Origin of the sequence: Lacrimispora indolis DSM 755 (assembly GCF_000526995.1) — a bacterium.
Lineage (GTDB): Bacteria > Bacillota > Clostridia > Lachnospirales > Lachnospiraceae > Lacrimispora > Lacrimispora indolis.
The window spans coordinates 754212-773487 of sequence record NZ_AZUI01000001.1 but is presented as its reverse complement, the minus strand read 5'-3'; the positions used below and the strand labels follow the sequence as shown (position 1 = coordinate 773487).

The 19276-nt window shown below is 44.3% G+C and carries 17 protein-coding genes and 1 tRNA gene; 16 read left to right on the top strand and 2 right to left on the bottom strand.

Features of this window, described 5'->3' with window-relative positions:
• Nucleotides 1-105 precede the first annotated feature (105 nt).
• Complete coding sequence (locus K401_RS0103635; RefSeq protein ID WP_024291696.1) at nt 106-882, top strand: threonine/serine exporter family protein; 777 nt, start codon at nt 106-108, stop codon at nt 880-882.
• The gene (locus tag K401_RS0103630) at nt 879-1298 is read left to right on the top strand and encodes a threonine/serine exporter family protein (RefSeq protein WP_024291695.1); all 420 of its coding nucleotides are present in this window, start codon (nt 879-881) and stop codon (nt 1296-1298) included. The genes K401_RS0103635 and K401_RS0103630 overlap by 4 nt, the downstream gene beginning before the upstream one ends.
• Here K401_RS0103630 and K401_RS0103625 read toward each other — a convergent pair.
• Nucleotides 1261-2226 carry a DUF5688 family protein gene (locus tag K401_RS0103625; protein WP_024291694.1) on the bottom strand — a complete coding sequence of 322 codons (966 nt, stop codon included), beginning with the start codon at nt 2224-2226 and terminating at the stop codon, nt 1261-1263. The genes K401_RS0103630 and K401_RS0103625 overlap by 38 nt on opposite strands.
• A gap of 439 nt (nt 2227-2665) precedes the next feature.
• On the opposite strand from K401_RS0103625, the gene K401_RS0103615 reads away from it, so the two are divergent.
• From K401_RS0103615 to K401_RS0103595, 4 genes are all read left to right on the top strand, one after another.
• Complete coding sequence (locus K401_RS0103615) at nt 2666-3949, top strand: LysM peptidoglycan-binding domain-containing protein (protein ID WP_024291693.1); 1284 nt, start codon at nt 2666-2668, stop codon at nt 3947-3949.
• A 775-nt stretch (nt 3950-4724) separates the two neighbouring features.
• Entirely contained in the window at nt 4725-5684 is a 960-nt protein-coding gene (locus K401_RS0103610; RefSeq protein ID WP_024291692.1) for a phosphotransferase enzyme family protein, read from the top strand.
• A gap of 222 nt (nt 5685-5906) precedes the next feature.
• Nucleotides 5907-6065, top strand: coding sequence for a hypothetical protein (locus K401_RS32720; RefSeq protein ID WP_156882397.1), 159 nt, complete (start codon nt 5907-5909; stop codon nt 6063-6065).
• Between the two features lie 464 nt (nt 6066-6529).
• Nucleotides 6530-6787, top strand: coding sequence for a hypothetical protein (locus K401_RS0103595; protein WP_024291691.1), 258 nt, complete (start codon nt 6530-6532; stop codon nt 6785-6787).
• Nucleotides 6788-7252: 465 nt separating this feature from the next.
• On the opposite strand, the gene K401_RS0103590 is transcribed toward K401_RS0103595, so the two are convergent.
• Nucleotides 7253-7324 (bottom strand) — tRNA-Arg (locus tag K401_RS0103590).
• Between the two features lie 112 nt (nt 7325-7436).
• On the opposite strand from K401_RS0103590, the gene K401_RS0103585 reads away from it, so the two are divergent.
• From K401_RS0103585 to argH, 10 genes are all read left to right on the top strand, one after another.
• Nucleotides 7437-8189 (top strand): hypothetical protein, encoded by a 753-nt coding sequence (locus tag K401_RS0103585; protein WP_024291690.1) that lies wholly within the window; start codon nt 7437-7439, stop codon nt 8187-8189.
• A gap of 62 nt (nt 8190-8251) precedes the next feature.
• The gene (queA, locus tag K401_RS0103580) at nt 8252-9301 is read left to right on the top strand and encodes a tRNA preQ1(34) S-adenosylmethionine ribosyltransferase-isomerase QueA (protein ID WP_024291689.1); all 1050 of its coding nucleotides are present in this window, start codon (nt 8252-8254) and stop codon (nt 9299-9301) included.
• Nucleotides 9302-9421: 120 nt separating this feature from the next.
• Nucleotides 9422-10105: a redox-sensing transcriptional repressor Rex gene (locus K401_RS0103575; RefSeq protein ID WP_024291688.1), complete on the top strand. Its 684-nt coding sequence runs from the start codon at nt 9422-9424 to the stop codon at nt 10103-10105.
• A complete protein-coding gene (locus K401_RS0103570; RefSeq protein WP_024291687.1) occupies nt 10102-11016 on the top strand; it encodes a LysR family transcriptional regulator in 915 nt (304 codons plus the stop codon). Before K401_RS0103575 ends, K401_RS0103570 begins: the two co-directional genes overlap by 4 nt.
• Before the next feature lie 132 nt (nt 11017-11148).
• Nucleotides 11149-12339 carry an iron-containing alcohol dehydrogenase gene (locus K401_RS0103565; protein ID WP_024291686.1) on the top strand — a complete coding sequence of 397 codons (1191 nt, stop codon included), beginning with the start codon at nt 11149-11151 and terminating at the stop codon, nt 12337-12339.
• A gap of 81 nt (nt 12340-12420) precedes the next feature.
• Nucleotides 12421-13284 (top strand): sirohydrochlorin cobaltochelatase, encoded by an 864-nt coding sequence (locus K401_RS0103560; protein ID WP_242837892.1) that lies wholly within the window; start codon nt 12421-12423, stop codon nt 13282-13284.
• Nucleotides 13285-13316: 32 nt separating this feature from the next.
• Nucleotides 13317-14282, top strand: coding sequence for an FAD:protein FMN transferase (locus tag K401_RS0103555; protein WP_024291684.1), 966 nt, complete (start codon nt 13317-13319; stop codon nt 14280-14282).
• A gap of 124 nt (nt 14283-14406) precedes the next feature.
• Complete coding sequence (locus K401_RS0103550; protein ID WP_024291683.1) at nt 14407-14832, top strand: GtrA family protein; 426 nt, start codon at nt 14407-14409, stop codon at nt 14830-14832.
• 15 nt (nt 14833-14847) lie between these two features.
• Nucleotides 14848-17739: a YfhO family protein gene (locus K401_RS0103545; RefSeq protein WP_024291682.1), complete on the top strand. Its 2892-nt coding sequence runs from the start codon at nt 14848-14850 to the stop codon at nt 17737-17739.
• A 114-nt stretch (nt 17740-17853) separates the two neighbouring features.
• Nucleotides 17854-19227, top strand: a complete 1374-nt coding sequence (gene argH, locus K401_RS0103540; protein WP_024291681.1) for an argininosuccinate lyase — start codon at nt 17854-17856, stop codon at nt 19225-19227.
• Nucleotides 19228-19276 lie beyond the last annotated feature (49 nt).

Here is a 19276-nt window from a genome sequence, read left to right as displayed (position 1 = left end):
AGTAAAAAGCACTTTCCATAATCGGATGAACGGGCTGAAAACAGCCCTTTTATCCTCACTTGCCTTGCAAGTTCGGATAAGTTATAATAATAGAGGAATAAGCCTATGAATGATAAGCTGCTTGTGGAGACTGCAGTTCTGGCAGGAGAGATCATGCTGGTGAGCGGTGCGGAGATTTACCGGGTGGAGAATACCATTGACCACATTTTACGAAAAGCGGGCAGAGAAACTGCGGAAGCCATTGTTTTTTCCACGGGGATCTTTGCATCCCTTAATGATCCCTCCATTGAGGCCATAACCGTAGCCAGAAGGGTTACGGGAAGATCCACCAACTTAAACAGGGTGTATCTGGTCAATGATGTTTCCAGAAGCCTGTGTGAAGACCGCATGACGGTGGAGGAGGCTTATGGAAGACTGAAAGAAATACGGAATGCAATTCAGTACGGCAGAAGATTAAAGGATATTGGAATCATGGGAGTGGCAGTATTTTTTACCCTGCTTTTAGGCGGGAGAGCAAAAGACTGTCTGGCTGCTGCTGTGACCGGAATTGCCCTGGCAGCGGCGATGGAGGTATCCGTAAGGACCAGACTCAATGATTTCTGCGCCAATGGAGTCTGCGCATTTATAATTGCCGTTTCCACCCTTTTTATGGAACGGTGGCTTATGCCCGGAATCAAAAGTGACATTATCATGATCGGTGCAATCATGCCTCTCCTTCCCGGTGTTATATTTACAACGGCGATCCGGGATACCTTAAACGGGGATTATGCCTCAGGAACAGCCAGGATCATGGAAGCCGTAGTGATCGCTCTTGCGGTAGCCGCAGGCGTGGGAGCGGGGATGGGATTATTTCAGTGGCTGACAGGAGGTGGGCTTTCTTGATAGTACAGACAATTGGGGCCTTCCTGGCTGTGATCAGTTTTTCTCTGATCCTGGAGCTTCCAAGGAAGCATGTGGCTTTGGCGGGAGGAATCGGCGCGGCCGGCTGGCTTGTCTATCTGTTGGTGGAAGCCGCAGCTGGATCTGTCATAGCCGCGGCTTTTTTATCCAGTATGCTGGTGGCCTTATCCAGCCACATTTTTGCACGGATTTTTAAGGCGCCGGTTACGGTGTTTCTGGTGGCGGGCATCCTGCCGTCGGTTCCGGGAACGTCCATTTACCGGAGCGTGTTTTATGTGATCAGCAATAACCCGGAGCTTTCCAGCCACTATCTGGTGGAGACGCTTCAGGTTTCGGGTGCCATAGCAATGGCTATTTTTATCATGGATTCTTTGTTCCGATTGGGGCAGAAGAGGTGAAGGCAATGGTCAGCTTATCGCTGCTTTTGGAATAGAAATAGATGTGATTGGACAGGCGGTCTTCTTCCGGGACTTCTTCCTGATTAATGGAGAGAACGGTTTCCGCCAATTCATCGATGGAGATATCTTTGTTGTATGGAATGATGAGGACTTCGTGAATGCTGGAGGGCAGTATGATCAAATCGCTGCCGCTGCATGAGGCGAAGTCTTTTAATATGCCCTCATAAAGAAGGCATCCGGCTCCGTTGATACCGGAAGAATTGGACAGCACGTACATAGGAGGAGACAAAGGAGCGGTATCAAAAAATTCTTCCAGGTCTTCTTCGTTTATATCGTTTTCAGACGATCTTGTTGCAATGTCTTTTATGGCTTCGGGAAGAGAGCGGATTCGGGCAGGGAACAGACGGGGAGTGTTGGATTTGGCAGCTGAGTATATTTCTTCTGCAGAACGGTTCCACGCTTTTTGATGACGGTTGCAGATAAGAGCGGTAAGGAGACTGTCTTCATCGTTTTGAAATGACAGGTAGAATATGATGGAAAGATCCAGCTCCGGATAGGAGATATGAGGTACTTCCTTTAGAAGCTCCCGGTTGGCCGGTTCGTTGATAAGGCGGAAGATGATTTTCTCCATGATCTGATCTGACGATAGGAATTCTTCAATGGGAAGGTCACCCGGCAGTGGACTGCTTTGGTAAAGGGACATGATGTCATCAAGGATGGCATGAAAAGGCCTGCCGTTTTGGTAGGATTCATAGAAATGATTTAAATAGATAGTGGGGGCGGCCCGTTCCTCCGCTTTCCCGATACAGAGCCCATGGAGGATCAGTCCGTTGTTCTTGGTAATGGGCTGAAGCACAAGGGTGAATTCAGGTCCAAGCCGTTCTTTCAGAGAATGTTTGACAGTTTCCAGAAATGTTTCGTATACCATATGTATACCTCCTTAGATTTGTTTATGTAAACTGCTTGATGCAGAATTACAACAAGAATAGAATTGGTGGTGGAATGGATGATTGAGTGTTGAAATATGAGAATTGCCGGATTTTAGGCTCTTTCATTATAATGGAGATGGTAATAAAAAACAATATTATTTTGGGAAGTTTTTCAGAAGCAGAGAATCAGGGATATTTCGTTTATCTTTACCGCATATTTTTTGTGTCAAACCGGGATAAACAATGATAGAGAAGCGTTTAAAGTACGAAAGCGTTTCAGGCCATGTGTGGGTATATTAAAAAAGGCTTGCAGAACAAGGGCTGCCTAATCCAGCCGTTGCGTAAGAGTATAATAATACAAAGAATTATTTATAACATAATGTTATGAACAGGTAAGATTAGCATATAATTAATTAATAAGATCATTAGAGGGAAGTTATGGTCATACATGTTGTTCAACCCGGTGAAACAATATTTTCAATAGCGGAGTATTATAAAATCCCTGTTAACAGATTAATATTGGAAAACGGAATTATAAACCCTGACAATTTAGCTGTTGGCCAAACTATTGTGATTGTTCAGCCGGAAACACTCTACACCGTCCAGACTGGCGATACTTTGGAGAGTATTGCAGAGCAGCACGGTGTTTCACCAATGGAATTATTAAGAAATAATCCATATCTTTCCGATAGAGAATTACTGTACATTGGTGAAACCATAGTCATAAGTTATCAAACAAATAAAACAAGAACAATTGCAACCAGCGGTTATATCTTTTCTTATATAGATGAATCTGTTTTAAAAAAAACACTTCCTTTTTTAACATATCTGACCATATTCAATTATAGGGCTACAACTGAAGGAGAAATTGTCATCCTTGATGATGATACGGAACTTATTCAGCTGGCTAAAACTTATGGTGTGGCACCCATGATGTTTGTTTCCGCTATTTCCGAAGAGGGAATCGTCAGCCGTGAAGTGACCTATCATATTTTAAATGACCCTTCCTTGCAGGATCGCCTGATTAATAATGCTCTTCAAATACTGAAAACGAAAGGTTTTTATGGTATCAACGTATATATCGAAAACATGACCAATGACAACATAGATGGCTTTGCAGAATATTTGAAAAAAGCCTCTGAGATATTTCGCTCAGAAGGTTACAGAATAGTGATTACCATAACACCGGTTACGAATATTGATACCCCGAACATTAGCTTTGAAAGGATAGACTATTCAAAATTATCTGGATTTGTAGATGGAATCATATTCTCTTCTTATGATTGGGCAAGATCATACAGTTATCCAAGCTCAATTTTTCCGGTTAATATCTTAAGAGAATGGTTAGATTATGCGGTCAGTATTATTCCTGCTGAAAAAATATTTCTGGGAGTCACCACTCTGGGGTATGATTGGACACTTCCCTATGTTCCCGGCGCCACAGAAGCTGTTGCAATAAACTTTAACAGTGCGGTCCAGATTGCTGCAGTAAACGATATACCAATACAATTTAATGAAGCTGCACAGTCACCCTACTTCTATTATGTGGATAGTGATGAGGTTATGCATGTAGTATGGTTTAAAGATGCCAGAAGTTTTGATGCAAGAGCTGGGCTGGTAGAAGAATATGGCCTCCAGGGCTTATCTCTTTGGACCGTTATGAGATTTGATACCCAAATGTGGCTTATTATTAATGCTCAATATTACATAGAAAAGATCTAAATACACTTTTCATTAACATTTTAGGAACCATGAATGATCAAACTGCTGCGCTGTAATGAGTATTTTATAATTGTATAGCAATGATAAGTTTCCGTCAGAAAGTTATCCATGACTCAGTACTTCATCTTATCTCCTTAAATAGACAAATACATTTAGTTTGATTTATATAGAGTTAAATATTATGATACTTTATGCCGCAACGTACGCTGAGCCAAAGAATATGCAGCAATCAGGTAATTGGCAATGATGTTTTTATTTACAGTCATAATAAAAAACGTATGGCTTAATTAAGGGAATTGTCCTCGTTATTATCATACACTTACATTGTACAAATTACATTTGAAATTCAAGTAAAAAATTCATTGAGTCGGCTGTTGCCGGCTCTTTTTGTATACAGAATTTAAGAATGTGGAGAACTTACAATAGAAAATTTGTATTAAGCAACGCCGACATGCGGGAAAATTTCGGATTTGGTCGAGACAATTTGAAAAAATTTTAGAAAAGGAATTTTGACAATAGTACGGGAGATAAGGATTATCTGATTTTGAAAAAAGAGCTTAACACATGGTTCAGGAAAATGCTGGAAAGGATTCAGAATGATGAGCGATATGAACAGAAAAGCCTAAAATGCGGATCAGCGGATTTGCTTGTGCAATAAAAAATAAATGAATATGAGAATAAATAATCAATATGATAAGGAATGATTAGATCTATCGGATTATGAAAATCTGGTGGCTTTTGCGTTGGTAAAATAGTATAATGAAGGCATAGCAAAATGAGTAAAAGAGTTGAATATACGGCGATCGGTAAGGTTAAGTCTGCCTTGCAGTGTGTGAAAGAAATTATTGGGAAACTGAAAAGGAATATAACTATGCCATTAGATATTAAAACATATTGGGATATTAAAGGAGAGCCAGTTGCCACTACACCAACAACCTGGGAAGTGGAGGGAAAGTATATCTTAAAGCTGGTGAAAGCAGATGACAATGTACATAGTAATATAAGGCTTTCCGCAGCATTACGTGCAGATGGGGTTCCGGTACCACATATTCTGCCGACAAAGGATGGCAGGGATTATGTGGCGACACAAGAGGGCTGTTATCTGTTGATGGAGAAGCTGGAAGGCAGTCATGTAAGAGAGGTATTTCAGCAAGACTATGCAGCCATTGCTTACCAAACCGGCATTATTATTGCAAAAATCCACTGTGCACTTATGACAATAACCCATATACAGATTGATAGGCCTCCTTTTGATGAGGAGCTGCGAGGCTGGATCAGCAATGGACTTTCTGCCGGCAATTTGCTGACACAAGAAGAGTGGTCTAAGCCAATAGAAGAACTTTGCAGAATTTACCCCCTGCTGCCAAAGCAGCAGATTCACCGGGATCTGCATTATGGCAATTTGCTGTTTGAAGGCACAACGTTGACCGGTGTACTGGATTTTGACCTGGGTAAACAGGATGCCCGCTTGTTTGACATAGCTTATTTCCTGCTGGGGCAGTTATCAGGTCAGAAAGACCTTGCGGAAATAAAGGATAAGTGGCTTACATTTGTCAGCCATTTTCTTAGCGGATATGAAAGTATTAATGTGTTAGAAGAAAATGAGAAAAAAGCATTGCCTTTCATGATGCAGTGCATTGAGCTTATGTTTATGGTCTTTTGGCAGCGGCAAGCAAATCAGGAAGCAGCTGAGGAAACGATTAATATTTTAAAATTTGTAAAACAGATGTTATAAGCAGGGCTGATGGAAAGAGATGGCAATAGTAAGCACATGTTAGGAGTTTAAGAATCCAATAAAGCAATAGCTGCAGCTGCCACCGGTTCCATCAAACCATTCGCTGCTTTTAATGAAATATGTAATACTGGTATTGCATATGGCAGGACTTACTATTGACGTGGACCGTTGGCCGGTATAGAAATAAGGCCGTATAGAAAATAACTGTTTTTAGGAGAAATAATGGAAGAGTATATGAATGAGCCAGTGAATTGTGTATTTACCGATGAGGATATTAGAAAGGAGTATGAGCGATTCAATGACATTAAGAGAGTGGCAGCAGTGTTTTGCCTGGATAATAAAACAGTGAAGCAGATATTGAAGAAAGAAGGGGTATTGTGAGTGTTGGAGACAGAATAATTTATAAATACAATGAACTGAGTAAAGATTATATGAAGACAGGAATCATTGTGGAAAGGTATGGAGATGAATATAATCTCTGTAAAGTATTATTTGATGATGGGACAAGCCATTACCATTTGATAAAGTATTTGAGCAGATTTGAATAGACGGAACTCCATAGTTACTTATCAAAAGATCAAGGGATACGCATGGATTTTACTTCCTGGGAATATAATGGCTGTTTTTATGGGAAGCTGAATTGTGAGGCAGAACAAAGTTTGTCAGCATGAGCAGAAAAAAAACCAGGTTTCCAATTGTTGAATCGGTTATGGTTTATTTTTTATGCTTCGTTCCCCTGAAAGAGCGAAGGTGAAAAGTGAAGCAAAACATAATGCTGGAGTTTTTTTGATTTTTAATGAAATTACAAGAATAAATAATATGATTTACCAGGGAGGAAGAGTATAGTGGAATTTTATTTTAAATCAAAAGGAGCAAAAACACATCTTTACCGGGAAAATGGATTTATCGATGAAGATTTGGGAGAATTGACGGAAACATTTACTGGAAAACTGATAACAAAGAATTTTTTCGGCGAAAACTTTGAGTTAGAAGATATATCCGGATTCTTTTCAAAGGGTAATAGGTATTCCATCAAGAGTTCTAAAGGACTTAAAGGCGTTATTGAGAAAAAGGGCTTTGGGGATAGATACATTTTGAAATAACAAAATTTGATCAAGGAATAAATACTAATTTTAAAGTGGTAAACAGGGCATTGGAGAATCCAGTGCCTTTATTTAGTTCTTATAGCTGCTATTGATTAAAACAAAATACTGGTGATTGAGAGTCTGTAAAATGGAGTGATCACGATCTTGAAGTTGAATTATCTGAGCAGCCTGCCTTAATAGCTGTGATGCAGAACAGGAGCTTGATGATTAAGTGAACAAGAGCTTAAGCGTATAATTAAGGAATAAAATGAGGACAGGGCAAAATATACTGTAAAAGCGGAAACCACATCTTCCCGGAACGATTCGGAATTTTGGATGAGAACAGTGCAATCATGATTACCGGCTTATGGAATGAGAATTGGTGAAGCTTTGGAATGGGAGGCTCAGCAAAGGGCTGATAAATACGAGAAAATCCTTATAAAATAAGGCTTTTTAGAGATGCAAAAACAGACAAAAAAAGAGTGCATCTGATAGGAATCGAACCTACGCACGCGGCTCCGGAGGCCACTGCTCTATCCACTGAGCTACAGATGCATCTTTTATATTCTACTATAGATTCTTTTAAAGCGCAATAGTATTTGTTGATTTTTATCGGTTTTTTTGTTAGAATGGAAAGGAGATTGATTCTCCAGGAGGTCAAGCCCATATGAAAGATTTAATCGAAAAATGGAAGAAGAGTTCAAAGGAAGAGACCAGAAGGCTTCTGAAAATTCTGGCCATTCCCTTGGCGGTAATCATATTGATTTTTGCCGTTGTTATTTTGGATGAGCCTGAACAGGCAGGAAATGATTCGGATCATGTATCAGCTGAGGCGACCGAAAGCACGGCGGCGGAGCCTGAAGAGAAGGAGATCACGCTGCAGGAAGAAACCATACCGGCAATTCATGATCTCATGGAAGCTTATTTCAAAGCCAGAAAGACCTGCGATTTAGAGGCACTTTCAACGGTATATGGCAATACCAGTTCTGAAGAGATCCTAAATGAACAGAGCGTCAGAATGGAAGAAGAAGTGAAATTTTACCAGAGCTTTGAAAACCTGGTGTGCTATACGGCGCCCGGCGTGGACGACGGTGATTACGTGGTTTATGCCAGGTTTGATATCAAATTCCGTCAGGCGGAAACCCTGGCGCCCAGCATGGTTGTATGCTATGCAAAAACAGCAGCAGATGGAAGCTGTTATCTGGTGGCGGATATCAGCCCGGAACAGTCTGAATTTATGAAGAAGGCAAACCAGTCTGAGGCCGTGCAAGGGCAAGCAAAAGAGGTAAATGACGGTCTTGAGAAAGCCTTAAAATCTGACGAAAATCTTTTGGCAGTCTACCACACTCTCATGGACGAGAAGGAAGAGCCGGAGGAGGAGACAACGGATTTAAGCACCAGCCCATCAAACAATACGTAAAACAGATGCTTCTCTGCGTAGCACCCTGCAGAGGAGCATTTTTGGCAAAGGAGAGTTACTTTATGAACGTTAGGGACTTTTATTTTGATCTGCCCGAAGAGCTGATCGCCCAGGACCCCCTTGAGGACCGTTCCGCTTCCAGGCTTCTGGTTTTGGATAAACATACAGGAGAGATCAGACATAAGCATTTTCGGGACATCCTTTCCTATTTGCGGAAGGGAGACTGTCTGGTCATTAATGATACCAAGGTCATTCCTGCCAGGCTGTTTGGAGTGAAAGAGGGAACAGAGGCAAAAATAGAGATTCTTCTATTAAAGAGAAGAGAAGATGATATTTGGGAGACCCTTGTAAAGCCTGGGAAAAAGGCAAAAGTGGGGACGGTGATCTCCTTTGGAGAGGGCCTGTTAAAGGGAACTGTAATTGATGTGGTAGAAGAAGGGAACCGGCTCATCCAGTTTTCCTATGAAGGGATCTTTGAAGAGATACTGGACCGTTTGGGGCAAATGCCTTTGCCGCCTTATATCACTCATCAGCTTAAGGACAAGAACCGTTATCAGACGGTTTATGCAAAGCATGAGGGATCGGCGGCCGCTCCTACAGCCGGACTGCATTTCACAAAAGAACTGTTAAAGGACATTGAGGAGTTGGGAGTATCCATCGCTCATGTGACTCTTCATGTAGGGCTTGGGACTTTCCGCCCGGTGAAGGTGGATGAGATCGAAGCTCATCACATGCATTCTGAATTCTATATCGTGGAGGAGGAAGAGGCAAAAAAGGTCAATGATGCGAAGAGGAATGGGGGCCGCGTCGTCTGCGTGGGAACCACCAGCTGCCGTACGGTAGAATCTGCCTCCACGGAAGAGGGGATCTTAAAGGCAGGAAGCGGCTGGACGGAGATATTCATTTATCCAGGGTACCGTTTTAAAACCCTGGATTGCCTGATCACCAATTTCCACTTGCCTGAGTCCACGCTTGTGATGCTGGTATCTGCACTTGCAGGACGGGATCATGTGCTCTTCGCATATAAAGAGGCGATCAAAGAGCGTTACCGTTTCTTTAGTTTTGGAGATGCCATGTTTCTTACGGATCTTCATGATGAAAAAGAGTCCTGAGAATGAAATGCAAATGCATTTTAACTGAATCAAGTAGCGAAGCGGATTGCGAATATCCGCTTGACTATAAAGAAGAATGGGGAATTCTGCAGTTAAAAAAAGAGGTAGGGGTACATGCTCATGGAAGAGAAGAAAAACATGGTCGGAGGAATATCCAGGAAGACCCTGGAACGTCTTCCGATGTATCATCATTATCTGGAACGGAAATGCCGGGAAGGAACAGAGACCATATCGGCGCCGGCCATTGCATTGGATCTTCGGCTAAATGAAGTCCAGGTGCGCAAGGATCTGGCAATGGTGGCCAAAACAGCCGGAAAACCTAAAATGGGTTATCTGGTAAAGGACTTGATCAGGGACATGGAGGAGTTTTTAGGGTTTCATAATACCAACCAGGCGGCCCTGGTGGGTGTGGGTTCCCTGGGGAAGGCCCTGCTGTCGTACAAAGGATTTGAGCAGTACGGTGTGGAGATTGTCCTGGCTTTTGATTCCGATGGAAGAAAAGTGAATACAAAGATAGGCGGAAAGCCGGTTTTTCCCATAGAAAAGCTGGAAAACCTCTGTCAGAGGATGAATATTCATATCGGCATCATCACGGTTCCCGCGGAATATGCCCAGGAGGTATGCAACCGCCTGGTGGCCGGCGGAGTGAGGGCTATATGGAATTTCGCTCCCACCCATCTGGCCGTACCGGGTCATGTACTGGTACAGAATGAGAACATGGCCGTGTCACTGGCAGCCCTGTCCAAATATCTTTATGAGGCGGACAAGGAAGGCGGGCAGTTGGCAAAGGAGGAAGATGATTGAATACTGTATTGTTGCAATATGCCCTTGAAGTGGAAAAGACAGGTTCCATTACCCAGGCAGCTGCCAACCTTTATATGGACCAGCCCAATTTAAGCAAGGCTATCAAAACTCTGGAAGAAAGCCTTGGTGCGCCGATTTTTAAACGGACTTCCAAGGGCGTGGTTCCCACGGCAAGAGGAAGGATTTTTCTGGAGCATGCCAGAGATGTCCTGGTTCAGATCGAGAGAATGGAGCACTTATACAAGCCGAATGAGGTAAAAGGGGTGGAATTCTCTCTTTCCATGCCCAGGGCAAGCTATTTAAGCCTTGCATTCTCCCGGTTCGTCCGAAATTTAGACCGGGAGGAAGGGATGAATATATGGCTGCGGGAGACAAATTCCACCGATACTTTAAAGGATGTGGAGACCGGTGAATACAATCTGGGTATCATTCGGTATCAGTCCTCTTTGGAAGGACAGTATGCCCAGGCCGCTGCCGCAAAGGGCCTTTTGTGGGAGCCGGTTTTCCAATACTCCTTAAGGCTTCTCATGTCCGCAGATCATCCCCTGGCAGGAAAAAAGGAAATTACCACAGAGGATTTGATCCCCTATATAGAAATTACCCATGGTGACGGAACCATTGGCCGCCGTGAGAGCTGGGAAAAGAAGGGAAGACTTCCGGAGTCTGCAAAACGTGTTTACGTATTTGAGCGGGGAAGCCAGTTTAATCTGTTATTGGAGGATCCCCACACGTATATGTGGGTTTCTCCAATGCCGGAGGAGATCCTTACAAGGTATCATCTGGTGGAACGTCAGTGCAGGAAAAGGGCCGGAACATTTCGGGATACCCTGATCTACAGAAAGGGATATTCGTTCACAGCCTGGGATAAAGCATTTTTAAAAGAACTGGAAGCAGTGAAACGTATTTTTTGAAATAAGAGTGTTAAATATATATCAGTATTTATATACTGATATATATTTTTTTACCTTTGTATTTCCTTTCTGTTTGAGCTACAATACTGCATAGATACAACTGAACTGGAAATTCATAAGGAGGAATATACGATGGCTAGATTTACATTACCGAGAGACTTATATCACGGAAAGGGCGCCTTAGAAGAGCTTAAGAATATAAAAGGCAAAAAGGCGGTCGTGGTGGTCGGCGGCGGTTCCATGAAACGTTTTGGTTTTCTTGACAGGGTGGAAGCATGCTTAAAGGAAGCCGGAATGGAAGTAAAGCTGTTTGAAGGCGTAGAGCCGGATCCCAGTGTGGATACGGTGATGAAGGGCGCTGAAATGATGCGGGAGTTTGAACCGGATTGGATCGTTGCCATCGGCGGAGGCTCTCCCATTGACGCTGCAAAGGCAATGTGGGCATTTTATGAGTATCCGGAGACTTCATTTGAGGACTTATGCATTCCCTTTAATTTCCCGACTTTAAGAACAAAAGCAAGATTCTGCGCGATCCCGTCTACCTCCGGTACTGCTACCGAAGTAACGGCATTCAGCGTAATTACTGATTATAAAAGAGGAATCAAATATCCGCTGGCAGATTTCAACATCACACCGGATATTGCAATCGTTGATCCGGATCTGGCCGAGACCATGCCTCAGAAGCTGACTGCCCATACGGGTATGGATGCCATGACTCATGCGGTGGAAGCATACGTATCCACTCTTCATTGTGATTACACCGATCCTCTGGCGCTTCATGCAATCAAGATGATACATAATGACTTGATCGATTCCTACAACGGGGACAAGGAAGCCCGCGCCCGTATGCATAATGCCCAGTGTCTGGCTGGTATGGCATTTTCCAATGCTCTTTTAGGCATTGTTCACTCCATGGCTCATAAGACAGGGGCCGCTTATTCCGGAGGTCATATTGTCCATGGCTGTGCAAACGCCATGTACTTACCCAAGGTAATCAAATTTAATTCCAAGGTTCCTGAGGCCACAAAGCGCTATGCAGAGATTGCCCGCTTCATGGGTCTTAAGGGAGGGAATGAAGAAGAACTGGTCGATGCATTGATTGAAGAGATCCGTTACATGAACAAAAAGCTGGATATTCCTACCTGCATTAAGGATTATGAAGGCGGAATCATTGACGAGGCAGAGTTCAATGAAAAATTAGTGTCAGTAGCTGAGCTGGCAGTAGGTGATGCATGCACCGGCTCCAATCCAAGGACCATTACGCCCGCGGAGATGGAGAAACTGCTGACCTGTTGTTACTATGATAAAGAGGTAGATTTTTAAATAATCTCCAGTTAATGAATGCAATGTGTGCGGCAGGCGCAGAACCTTTTGGTTTTGCGCCTGTTGTGCGTGAAAAGGAATTTGACAGTAAAGTTCATCTGTGATATGGTAATCGGGAAAAATGAAGAGAAAGCAAGGGATATCAGGATGAAACAGGCGATTTTAGTCGTGAGTTTTGGGACAAGCTATCATGAAAGCAGAAAAAAGACCATAGAGGCCATTGAGCGGGATATAATGGAAGAGTTTAAAGATTATGAGGTGCGCCGGGCATTTACCAGCCGGATCATCATTGAAATATTAAAAAAGCGGGACAACCTTTACATAGACAGCGTGGAGGAGGCCCTGGAAAAGCTGGCGATGGAAGGATTCCAGCAGGTGATCGTCCAGCCTACTTTGGTCATGGGAGGAGAAGAAAACGATGCAATGCTGGCCGCTGTAAAACAGTATGAGGATCGGTTTTTCCGGATCGTGCGGGGAAAGCCGCTGCTTTCTGAAGAAAAGGACTATGAAAGGTTATGCAGTGTGCTGACAGAGGATACAAAGGAATATGACACGGAAGGAACGGAGATCATATTCATGGGGCACGGTACGGAGCATGAGGCCAATGAGTGTTATTCCCGCCTGGCAGAGGTTTTCAGGCAGAATGGATATGACAGATATCATGTGGGGACTGTGGAGGCGGAACCGGATTTTGAAGCAATAGAGAAAGAAGTGAAGCAAACGGATTCCAGCCGGATGGTGCTTCAGCCTCTTATGATCGTTTCCGGCGATCATGCCAACAATGACATGGCAGGAGAGGATGAAGATACCTGGAAAAGCCAGCTGGAGTCTGATGGCTACCATGTGGTCTGCCGGTTAAAGGGCATGGGTGAGCTGGAGGGAGTCCGCCGGATATTTCTGGATCATGCCCGGGAAGCCGGAGAGAAGCTGGAGGATATGAAATGAAAAAAGGAAGGGCGGCAATTTTGATCACAGGTATGGCGGCGCTTTTGCTTGCAGGCTGTGAAAGACGGGTGGAGCCGGTGAGCCAATCCGGCTTTTTGCTGAACACTTTTGTGACGGTGACCCTTTATGATAAAGAGGATCCTGAAATCCTTTCGGGTTGTCTGGATTTGTGCCGGTCTTATGAAAATATTTTAAGCAAAACCATTGAGAGCAGTGAAGTTTATAAGCTGAATCACAGGCCGGCCGGTGAAACGGCCGTGACCGTATCACCGGATGTGGCGGCTCTTATTTCCAAGAGCCTTTATTATTCCCAGGTCTCGGACGGGGCCTTTGATATTACTGTAGAGCCATTGTCCTCCTTGTGGAACTTTACGTCCGAAAATCCAACGGTTCCGCCTGAGGAAAAGATTGAAGAGGCCAGGAAAAAGGTGGATTACCGGAATTTAAAGCTTGATGGAAATACGGTGACCTTTTTATCCCCGGACACTTCTCTTGATTTTGGGGCCATTGCCAAGGGATATATTGCGGACCGGATGAAGGATTATCTGCTGGAACAGGGAGTGAAAAGTGCTGTGATCAACCTGGGGGGAAATGTACTCTGTGTGGGGCAGAAGCCTGACGGCAAGCCGTTTAAAATAGGCCTTCAAAAACCTTATGCAGACAGGAATGAGACCATAGAGACCTTGAATATCAAGGATATGTCGGTGGTTTCCTCGGGGGTGTATGAGCGGCATTTTGAAAAGGATGGCGTAAACTACCATCATATTTTAAACCCCAGAGATGGTTATCCATATGAAAACGGGCTTGTGTCCGTTACCATTTTGTCAACGCAGTCCGCGGACGGAGACGCTTTATCCACCACCTGTTTTTCTCTTGGACTTAAGAAGGGAATGGAGCTTTTGGATTCTACAGACAGGGTGTACGGCGTGTTTATTACAGAGGATGGGGAGGTCTATTATTCCCAGGGTGCCAGGGAGTTTCTGGCAGCAGAGCCTTAGAATCCCTTTACAATTTCCTCTCCCTATAATACAATAGAGGAAATGTAATTTTGCAGGAGAAAGAGGAAACACCCTCCGGGTATACCTTTATGTCCAAAGGGCATGGACAGGAAAGAGGAAATTTATGATCAGAAAGATCTGGGACAAGGTCATGAGCCGGGAAGTCATTTCCTATCTGATATTTGGAGTGCTGACGACGCTGGTAAACTGGGTTGTCTATTGGTTCATGGTAAGGACAGGCATCGACTACCGGGCTGCAACAGCGGCCGCGTGGGTGGTTTCCGTCCTGTTTGCCTTTATTGTAAATAAAATCTTTGTTTTTCAAAGCTATGACCTGCATCTGAGGGTTGTCAAAAAGGAGATCGTATCGTTTACCGCATGCAGAGCAGCGTCAGGCGTCATGGAAATAGTTCTAATGGTGATAATGGTTTCCTGGCTCAATATGGATGAATACGTAAGCAAAATACTGGTATCCGTGGTAGTAGTGATTGCAAATTATGTGTTCAGTAAGGTTTTCATATTCCGGAAGAGAGAGGAAAAACCCCTGTAAAGAGAGGTAAATGGAATGGAACACGATGACGAGATTGAAAAGATATCGAAAGAGCTAGAGGATATGCTGCAAATGACATCAGGTGAAAAAGAAAATACAACAGGGGAAAAGGCTTTAAAGACAGGAAACAAAGAGGAAAAAGAGGCTTACGGTCCCCAGGGAAAAAATACAAAACAGGAATTTGATCCGGCTTCCGCGCCCAGAATCCGTCTTGATATTCCGGTTGACGGAATGGAGGAGCTGTATGATGACGGGACGGATTATGACAGGGATTTGGAGCCGTTGATGGAATCTGTGCCAGATCCGGATCTCATGGAATTTAGTGAAGAACCGGAAGAAGACGAATATGAAGATGGATTAGAGATACGGCAGGAAGAAGACTTTAAACAACGGGCATGGGGAAAGACCGAAGAAAAAGCCTTCAGCCTGGTGAAGCCTTCTGACGGCCTTTTGGCGGCATTTTTTGTGCCAATAGTGATCATGGTCATCATATTTGCCCAGCGGGGGATTTTTCCCTTTGGCGAGGAAAGCTTTCTGCGGACCGATATGTATCATCAGTATGCACCGTTTTTCTCTGAGTTCCGTTATAAGCTGACCCACGGAGGAAGCCTTCTGTACAGCTGGGATGTGGGTATGGGTGTGAATTTTGCGGCCCTTTATGCCTATTATCTGGCAAGCCCTTTAAACTGGCTGGTGATTCTTTGTCCGAAGAATTATGTCATAGAGTTTATGACCTATATGATCGTATTTAAGATCGGGTTAAGCGGTCTTTCCTTTTCCTGGTATTTACGCAGGCACAATCATACCAGAGATTTTGGAATCGCCTTTTTTGGCATCTTTTATGCCCTGTCCGGATATATGGCGGCTTACAGCTGGAATATCATGTGGCTGGACTGTATCCTTCTTTTCCCTCTCATCATGCTGGGGCTTGAGAAGCTGGTAAAGGAAAAGAAGTGTTTCCTGTATTGCATAACACTGGGATTATCAATTTTATCTAATTATTACATATCTATTATGATATGTATTTTTATGGTATTTTATTTCGTTGCTCTTCTTATATTAGAAGGCTGGAAATCCTGGAAGGAACTCCTGATCAATGCAGGGCTCTTTGCCTTGTATTCCTTGCTGGCAGGAGGCCTTTCGGCAGCAGTTCTGCTTCCGGAAGTTTATGCCCTGCAGTCCACTGCTTCGGGAGATTTTAATTTTCCCCAGACCATAAGCTCCTACTTCTCCATATTTGACATGATTGCCAGACATCTTCCTGCGGTGGAGCCGGAAATCGGGCTGGATCATTGGCCTAACATCTACTGCGGTGTAGCTGTTCTCATGTTTTTCCTTCTCTACCTGGGCTGCAGGCAGATCAGGCAGAGGGAAAAGATCGTTATGTGCTCCATGCTGCTGTTTTTCTTTGCCAGCTTTTCTGTCAATGTTCTGAATTTTATCTGGCATGGATTTCATTATCCAAACAGCCTGCCGTGCAGACAGTCCTTCATTTATGTTTTTCTCATGCTGCTGGTGTGCTATGAGGCCTATATTCACTTACATGAGATCCCTTGGAAGCATGTTGTAACAGCCTTTTTTGCTTCCGTGATTTTTGTTCTCCTGGCCCAGAAGCTCATAACGGATGAGGCTTATCATTTTTCCGTATTTTATGTGGCCATTTTGTTCCTTGCCATTTATGCGGGACTTGTGGGCCTGTACCAGAAGGGAGTCAGCCGGAATATGCTGGTGTTGTTAGCCCTTGGTGTGGTTTCTCTGGAAGCTGCCGTGAATACTACGGTCACCAGCGTGACGACCACCAGCCGTACCAATTATGTTAAGGATAATGAGGCCTCTTCAGAGCTGGCAGGAAGTCTGATGCCCAACACCTCCTTTTACCGGATCGAAAAGGTCACGCGAAAAACCAAGAATGACGGAGCCTGGCTGAATTTCCCTACGGTCTCCCTGTTTTCGTCCACAGCCAATGCGGACCTTACGGCGTTCTTTAAAAAGCTGGGCTGCGAAAGCTCCACCAACGCTTACAGCATTACAGGAAGCACGCCTCTGGTGGATGCCCTTTTTGCGGTCAAATATGCCCTGTACTCCGAAGAAACAGAGGACGACGGTGTATCGGTGCCGGTCTCCTCAAAGGATGAGATGTATCTTAAGGAAAATACCTATGCCTTATCTCTGGGCTTTATGGTTCCCTATGACCTTGAGAACAATTGGCAGCTGGACCGTACAAACCCGGCTGAGGTTCAGAATGATCTTTCCGTGGTGCTGGGAGCCAGCCCGGTGCTTTCTGAAATTCCAAGTGAAATCTCGGGAACCAGCTTTACCTTTACACCGGAGGCGGATGGAGACTATTATGTATACGTCAGCAATAAAAAGGTGGAAAAGGTAAATGCTCAGTTAGGAGAGCGGACCAAAAGCTTTGACAATATAAGCCGGGGATATATGCTGGAACTGGGATATTTAAAAGCCGGGGAAGAGATTACCTTGAAAAACGATGACAATGATCAGGACCTGGTAGCTGCTGCCTACCGTTTCCTGCCAGAGGGACTGGAATCGGTATACAATATTTTGAACAAGAATTCCATGAAGCTCACAAAGTGGACGGATACCCAGATACAGGGGACTGTTGAAGCCGAAAAGGCAGGGCTGCTGTTTTTAAGTATTCCCTATGATAAAGGCTGGACCGTTAAGGTTGACGGGAAAGCAGTGGAGCCTTATAAGATATTTGATACGTTTTTAAGTGTGCATATGACTGCAGGAACCCATGATATTTCTTTGGAATATATGCCTCAGGGATTGAAAACAGGCGGTATCATTACGGCAGGAAGTGTGGTTATTCTGCTGGCCCTTGCAGGTATATCCGCAGTTAAAAGGAAAAAGCGCAGGCCCATGCGGGTTCATTCTACAAGTTAAATACTTCGCAGGAAGCACACGGGTATTTGACTCCGTGGGCAGCCGCCAAAGTCAGGCAAGCCTGGCCTCGGCCCGCCGCCTTCGCCAGAATAAAGGAAAGAGGAGATTTTAATTATGAAACTATGGGGCGGACGCTTCACAAAAGAAACCAATCAGCTGGTTCACAACTTTAATGCATCCATATCATTTGACCAAAAATTCTATCATCAGGATATTGAAGGCAGCATCGCTCATGTGAGGATGCTGGCAAAACAGGGAATTCTCACGGCAGAAGACAGGGATAAGATCGTAAACGGTCTTGTGGAGATCCGGGAGGATTTGGAAAAGGGAGATCTGGTGATAACTGCGGAGCATGAAGATATCCATTCCTTTGTGGAAGCAGTATTAACAGAACGGATCGGGGAGGCCGGAAAGCGCCTTCATACCGGACGGAGCCGCAATGACCAGGTGGCTCTTGATATGAAGCTGTATACCAGAGATGAGATCGACGAGCTTTCTTCCCTGGTGAAAGGACTTCTTAAGGAGCTTTTAAAGCTCATGGAGGAAAATCTGGACACTTATATGCCTGGATTCACCCATTTGCAGAAAGCCCAGCCAATCACCCTGGCCCACCACATCGGCGCTTATTATGAAATGTTTGACAGGGACCGTTCCCGTCTTTCTGACATCAAAAAAAGGATGAATTACTGTCCTCTTGGCTCCGGCGCTTTGGCAGGAACCACCTATCCCCTGGACAGGGAATATACGGCGGAGCTTCTGGGATTTGACGGTCCAACCCTTAACAGTATGGATTCCGTGGCCGACAGGGATTACTTGATCGAGCTTTTAAGTGCTTTGTCAACCATTGCCATGCATTTAAGCAGATTCTGCGAAGAAATCATCATCTGGAATACCAACGAATACCGCTTTGTGGAAATCGATGATTCCTACAGCACCGGAAGCAGCATTATGCCTCAGAAAAAGAATCCGGACATTGCGGAGCTGATCAGGGGCAAGGCCGGCAGGGTCTATGGAGCGCTGGTTTCCATTCTGACAACCATGAAGGGGATCCCCCTTGCCTATAATAAGGACATGCAGGAGGATAAGGAGCTGACTTTTGATGCCATTGATACGGTAAAGGGATGCCTTGCCCTGTTTACGGGAATGATTTCCACCATGGCCTTCCGAAAGGATGTGATGGAGGCCAGTGCCAAAAACGGCTTTACCAATGCAACGGATGCCGCCGATTATCTGGTAAATCATGGGGTGGCCTTCCGGGATGCCCATGGAATTGTTGGGCAGCTGGTGCTCTTCTGCATTGAAAAGGGGATCGCCCTGGATGATATGAGCCTGGAAGAATATCAGGCCATCAGTCCTGTGTTTGAGGAAGATATATATGAGGCCATCAGCTTAAAAACCTGTGTGGAAAAAAGAATGACCATCGGAGCACCTGGTCAGGAAGCAATGAAAAAGGTTATAAAGATTTATAAGAAAAGACTTGAAGAATAAGATGTGAAAGAGCAGCAGAAGAGGAGCATCGCTCATGGCCTGAGGACGG

Bases quoted from the DNA above. Each gene is read 5' to 3' on its own strand.
- K401_RS0103565 (WP_024291686.1), top strand. From the start codon at position 11,149: ATGGCTAGATTTACATTACCGAGAGACTTATATCACGGAAAGGGCGCC.
- K401_RS0103575 (WP_024291688.1), top strand. From the start codon at position 9,422: ATGGAAGAGAAGAAAAACATGGTCGGAGGAATATCCAGGAAGACCCTG.
- K401_RS0103550 (WP_024291683.1), top strand. From the start codon at position 14,407: ATGATCAGAAAGATCTGGGACAAGGTCATGAGCCGGGAAGTCATTTCC.
- K401_RS0103555 (WP_024291684.1), top strand. From the start codon at position 13,317: ATGGCGGCGCTTTTGCTTGCAGGCTGTGAAAGACGGGTGGAGCCGGTG.
- K401_RS0103625 (WP_024291694.1), bottom strand. From the start codon at position 2,226: ATGGTATACGAAACATTTCTGGAAACTGTCAAACATTCTCTGAAAGAA.
- queA (WP_024291689.1), top strand. From the start codon at position 8,252: ATGAACGTTAGGGACTTTTATTTTGATCTGCCCGAAGAGCTGATCGCC.
- K401_RS0103610 (WP_024291692.1), top strand. From the start codon at position 4,725: ATGAGTAAAAGAGTTGAATATACGGCGATCGGTAAGGTTAAGTCTGCC.
- K401_RS32720 (WP_156882397.1), top strand. From the start codon at position 5,907: ATGGAAGAGTATATGAATGAGCCAGTGAATTGTGTATTTACCGATGAG.
- K401_RS0103585 (WP_024291690.1), top strand. From the start codon at position 7,437: ATGAAAGATTTAATCGAAAAATGGAAGAAGAGTTCAAAGGAAGAGACC.
- K401_RS0103635 (WP_024291696.1), top strand. From the start codon at position 106: ATGAATGATAAGCTGCTTGTGGAGACTGCAGTTCTGGCAGGAGAGATC.
- K401_RS0103545 (WP_024291682.1), top strand. From the start codon at position 14,848: ATGGAACACGATGACGAGATTGAAAAGATATCGAAAGAGCTAGAGGAT.
- K401_RS0103615 (WP_024291693.1), top strand. From the start codon at position 2,666: ATGGTCATACATGTTGTTCAACCCGGTGAAACAATATTTTCAATAGCG.
- argH (WP_024291681.1), top strand. From the start codon at position 17,854: ATGAAACTATGGGGCGGACGCTTCACAAAAGAAACCAATCAGCTGGTT.